The sequence below is a fragment of the Megasphaera sp. DJF_B143 genome, from assembly GCF_900320625.1.
GTDB classification, from domain to species: domain Bacteria; phylum Bacillota; class Negativicutes; order Veillonellales; family Megasphaeraceae; genus Megasphaera; species Megasphaera hexanoica.
The window spans coordinates 1-3,499 of record NZ_ONTA01000227.1 but is presented as its reverse complement, the minus strand read 5'-3'; the positions used below and the strand labels follow the sequence as shown (position 1 = coordinate 3,499).

General features: G+C 47.1%; 4 protein-coding genes. 3 read left to right on the top strand and 1 reads right to left on the bottom strand.

Translation table 11 applies throughout. The annotated features are described in order from the left end of the window. Window positions 1–674 (bottom strand): AraC family ligand binding domain-containing protein (locus DBO31_RS06840; protein ID WP_159897803.1); only part of this gene is annotated, 674 nt, incomplete at its 3' end. A gap of 277 nt (window positions 675–951) precedes the next feature. Here DBO31_RS06840 and DBO31_RS06835 point away from each other — a divergent pair. From DBO31_RS06835 to DBO31_RS06825, 3 genes are all read left to right on the top strand, one after another. After that, complete coding sequence (locus tag DBO31_RS06835) at window positions 952–1,728, top strand: SDR family oxidoreductase (RefSeq protein ID WP_059077119.1); 777 nt, start codon at window positions 952–954, stop codon at window positions 1,726–1,728. Between the two features lie 20 nt (window positions 1,729–1,748). Further along, window positions 1,749–2,993: an L-fucose:H+ symporter permease gene (gene fucP, locus DBO31_RS06830; RefSeq protein WP_059077118.1), complete on the top strand. Its 1,245-nt coding sequence runs from the start codon at window positions 1,749–1,751 to the stop codon at window positions 2,991–2,993. An 11-nt stretch (window positions 2,994–3,004) separates the two neighbouring features. Beyond that, window positions 3,005–3,499, top strand: a 495-nt coding sequence (locus DBO31_RS06825) for an amidohydrolase (RefSeq protein WP_369907362.1), incomplete at its 3' end; no start/stop codon positions are given.

Sequence of the window (3,499 nt, the reverse complement as noted above, 5' to 3'; positions counted from 1 at the left end):
GTCATTTTCTGGAAAAATTTACAGAAATAGTTCGGTGACAATCCGGCAGCTGTAGAAAGATCTGCGAGTGTCAGCGGCGTGGCGTATTTTTCATCAATGAGCTGAAAGGCTTTTTTTAATTTCTGCATCTGGACATGACTCGTTTCTATAGGCTGTTTCGTTACAGGCGTATACTGCTTTTCCTGAATGATGAGTCCAAATACCGTATACAGCATGCCTGTGACAATTAATTCATAACCGGGATTCTCCCGTTGCATTTGTTCAAAGAGTATACGGACGATGAGAGCTATTTTTTTATCATCCTGATTAAAACGATTGCGGACATTGAAGGTATGATTGAGCAGATTATTGAGATCACTGGATTGATAATTCGTTGAATGAAGCAGCTTGGGAGGTTCGAACACCAGGCATTCATAGGCGGTATCATCGGAATCGACGACGCCTCCATGGACGATTCCGTCGCGGATAAAGACGATATCTCCCGGAACGAGATGCAGCATTTCTTCATTAAGCGAGATAGTAAAACCGCCGCGGAGCATACGGATGAGTTCATATTCCATGTGCCAGTGATAGGGCATGTTAAAGCGGGGATGATATTTTTCAACATGATAAAAGCCTATGGGAAAATCGAAGCGGCCGCGCTTCATCATTTCATGATAACTTTCGTGTTCCAATGGACCAGATACCTCCTTCAGATGCGTAATATTGCACAAACAAACGATAAAATTGTTATATTTTAACATTGTTAACTAACAAAAATAAATAAAATAACCGAAATTGACATAAAATTATTATACTAATAGGTAGTATAACACAAGTAAAGAACTTTGCCTAATGCTATACTATAAGCATGAACAAAAGGAATAACAAAAATTAAAATCATGCATGATACGCAACAAAGTTAAACAGTTAATGACTTTATGGTATGGTTAGAAAGGATGGTATTATATCATGGATTTACAGTTAAAAGGAAAAGTCGTATTGGTTTCCGGCGGTGGTGCCGGTATTGGCAGCGGTATCGTAGTCTCTCTCGTAAAAGAAGGCGCTGTTCCCATTATTCTGACCCGTTCGGATAAACCGGAATTCAAAAAAGAATTGGATGCGATGGGCGCCGATTATGAATTTCACCTCATCGACCTCAACAACACCGACCAGATCAAACCGATTGTTGATGATGTGGCAAAACGCCGCGGTGGTATTTATGGCGTCGTAAATAATGCCGGTTGCAACGATAATAAAGCTATTGAAGAAACGTCGTGGCAGGATTTTGAAAAGAGTCTACATGGTAATCTGACCCATTATTATGAACTTGTCCGGGCGGCTCTTCCCTACCTGATTAAGAGCAAAGGATCGGTTCTCAATATTACGTCTAAAACGGCTCTTACCGGCCAGGGAAAGACGAGTGCTTATGCAGCTGCCAAAGGTGCTATCCTGGGCCTGACCCGTGAATGGGCCGCTGCGTTCCTTCAATATGAAATCCGCGTCAATGCCATCGTAGTCAGCGAATGCTGGACTCCGCTGTATGCAAAATGGATCAAGACCTTTGATGATCCGGAAGCCCGTAAGAAAGTCATTACCGATAAGATTCCGTTCCAGCACCGCTTTACGACAATTGAAGAAATTGGAGACAATACGGTATTCCTCCTCTCACCGGTATCATCCCATACGACGGGCCAGTGGGTATTCGTCGATGGCGGCTATGTACATCTCGACCGTGCGTTAACCTAACAGCAGGGAGGTAAGGACGTATGCCAAGTGCAAGCAATAAAAGTATAAAGATTGCGTTTATCCTGGTTACGACGCTGTTTTTGCTCTGGGGGCTCAGCTATGGCCTGATCGATGTCATGAATAAGAATTTCCAGAACCAGCTGGGGATTACAAAAGCTACTTCCGGCCTGTTGCAGGCAGCTTATTTCGGCGGGTATTTCGTTTTCGCCACGCCGGCTTCTCTCGTAGCCCGCAAATACGGTTATAAAGGCGGCATCATGATGGGCCTGGCACTGTATGCTATCGGTGCCCTCCTGATTGTCCCGGCCAGCAATGCCCACAGCTTCCAGATTTTCCTCGTAGCCTTCTTCATCATCGCCTGTGGTCTGGCCAGCCTGGAAACGAATGCCAATCCGTATATCACTAAGTTAGGCAGTGATAAGGATGCTGCATTCCGGCTGAATGTCGCTCAGTGCGCCAACGGTATCGGCCAGTTCTTAGGGCCTATCATCGGGGGCATGCTCTTCCTGTCCATCGCCAGCGGCACAGATATTTCACAGAACATGCACAACGTACAGATGGTTTATGTCGGTATTGCTGCTATCGTCGTCGTTATGCTTATCCTTTTCGTGGTCAACAAACTGCCGGAAGGGGCAGAAGTTTCCGGGGATGAAGATGCCGCCGAAGGAGATGGATCGTATAGCCAGCTGTTCAGCTACAAACACTTCCGCCTCGGTGCTCTCGCCCAGTTCCTCTACATTGCAGCCCAGGTCGGCGCCGGTGCCTTCTTCATCAACTACAGTGTTGAACACTGGCAGGGACTTTCCGACAGCCGTGCCGCTTATTTCTTCAGTATCGCGCTCGTAGCCTTTCTGATTGGCCGTGTCGTAACGACACCGCTTATGAAAAAATTCAGTGCTGGTAAAATCCTCGGTGCGTATTCAGCTATTAACGTCGTCCTCGTCGTACTGCTGAATGTCGTTTCCGGCAGCACAGCCGTATTCCTTCTCATTGCCGTATTTTTCTTCATGTCCATCAGTTTCCCGACCATCTTTGCCCTGAGCATTGTCAATCTGCCACAGAATCTGGTCAAGACGGCATCCAGTATCATCATCATGAGCATCGTCGGTGGAGCTATCATGCCGTACTTCATGGGTCATGTCGCCGATATGGTCAATACAGCTGCCGGGTATCTGCTGCTCATCCCATGCTTCCTCTATGTTGCCTGGTACGGCTTCAAAGGCTGCCATGCTGATGACAGTGCCAAGAAAGCTGTTCAGCAGTAAGGAGAATTGTTATGTTAGATATTATTGACAGCCATTTCCATATATGGAATCTCGATGTACTTCGTCTTCCCTGGCTCAAAGACTGTCCGGCCATTGCTCATAGCTACGCCGTGTCAGATCTTCTGAAAGCCTATGGTCGCCACTCCGATGTCAACTTCCTCGGCGGCGTCTATATCGAAGTCGATTGCGACGACCGTTTTAAAGAAGACGAATACATTTATGGCCTTCACGAACCGAAGATGCTGGCCAAAGTCATGCGGGCCCCCCTTTCGGCACACATGCGCGTACCCCTTGGCATTGCCGGTGTCCGCGAACCGCTCCATGTGCCGGGATCGCCTAAAGGCCGCTGCCTGCAGAAAAGCTTTATCGAAGGATTGGAAGCATTGGCTGATGCGGGACTTCTCTTTGAAAGCTGCAACCGTACGGAAGAACTGGACGATATGTATCAGGCGGCAAAGACCGTTCCGCAGGCCAAAATCGTCATCAATCACTGTGGGAATGCTACG

What these genes read in the sequence shown, in the direction of transcription:
- DBO31_RS06835 (WP_059077119.1), top strand. Translation starts at nt 952, where the DNA reads ATGGATTTACAGTTAAAAGGAAAAGTCGTATTGGTTTCCGGCGGTGGT.
- fucP (WP_059077118.1), top strand. Translation starts at nt 1,749, where the DNA reads ATGCCAAGTGCAAGCAATAAAAGTATAAAGATTGCGTTTATCCTGGTT.